Origin of the sequence: Shewanella sp. SG41-4 (genome assembly GCF_014164505.1) — a bacterium.
GTDB lineage: Bacteria > Pseudomonadota > Gammaproteobacteria > Enterobacterales > Shewanellaceae > Shewanella.
Genome location: NZ_JACJFI010000614.1, coordinates 1 through 1256 on the forward strand (window position 1 = coordinate 1; position 1256 = coordinate 1256).

Annotated in this window: 1 protein-coding gene; it reads right to left on the bottom strand. The window is 38.9% G+C overall.

Features of this window, described 5'->3' with window-relative positions; genetic code table 11:
- Positions 1-29: 29 nt before the first annotated feature.
- Positions 30-1189, bottom strand: a protein-coding gene (locus H5202_RS22680) for an IS3 family transposase (protein ID WP_443019472.1) whose coding sequence is annotated in 2 segments (ribosomal slippage) — positions 30-916 and positions 916-1189 — 1161 coding nt in all. Because the reading frame shifts where the segments join, the coding sequence is not laid out codon by codon here.
- Positions 1190-1256 lie beyond the last annotated feature (67 nt).

Consider the following 1256-nt stretch of genomic DNA (forward strand, 5'->3'; position numbering starts at 1 on the left):
TGTAATGGTCAAGTATTTCTGGAGAGATTTTAAGCCGCTTTTTTTAACTCATTATATTTTTGATGTGGCGTCTTATAATCTATTGCTGAATGTCTGCGTTTGTAATTGTAGAACTGGATATATTGCTCAACCACACTGACTACAGAACTGTGATTGATAAAGGCTAAATGGTTCAATCTTTCAGTCTTTAAACTCCTAAAGAATCGTTCCATCACGGCATTATCCCAACAATTTCCTCTACGACTCATACTTTGTTCAATGCCTAAGTGCTTTAGCTTTTCTCTGAACACTTTAGCAGAGTACTGGCAACCCTGGTCTGAGTGAAACATCAACTCCTGTGTATTTGGCCTCTGACGTTGTATCGCGTTATTTAATGCCGCTGTCGCTAACGCGGCATTGGGTTGGCTTGATAAGGCATACCCAACGATTTCTTTCGTTCCTAAATCAAGTACGCAGGCTAAATAACTCCATCCTTGGTGTGATTTTATGTAGGTAATGTCACCCACCCAATGAGTGTTATAAGTCGTAGGGTTAAACTGCCGTTTAAGCAAATTGGGTGCGTAAACATGTTCGTCACCAGTGTTAGGATAGTAATGCTTTTTCTTTGGCCTAATCGCTTTTAATCCCAAATTTTTCATTACTGTAGCAATGGCGTAAACCCCGACTTTACACTCTAAATCTAATAAGTCGGCCTGTATTCGACGTTTGCCATACGTCGCATTTGAATCAGAGAAGGCTTGCTCTACAAATTGTATCAGAGTCTGTTTTTCAACGCTTTGTGGTATCGGTTTGTAATAAAAACTACTGCAACTGATCTCGAATACGCGGCACAACTCACTCATTCTAAAGCCAGGGTTTGCTTTCTTTACTTCGCGCATCATTTTAAGTTTTGATTGTCTCGAATGAAGAAAGCTGCAGCCTTTTTTAAGATATCATTATCCCTCATTGCTTGTTTTAGTTGGGCTTCTAGGAGTTGAATTCTTCGTTGGTCTTCAGTTAATGCTTTGGCATTTTCTGGTGTTTTACCAGCTAATTCAGCTTGGTACTGCACTTTCCATCGAGACACAGCAGATTTACCCGCACCTGACATATCTTCGATTTGTTTATTTGTGTAACCCTGTTCGACCATCAGCTTGGCATATTCTAATTTTTGAAGAGGGCTGACAGTAATTTTCGTTTTTCTAATCATGATAAATACCTTTAAGATTTTGCTTATTTTAAGCTATAAATCTCTACAGTTTCATTAGACCATTACA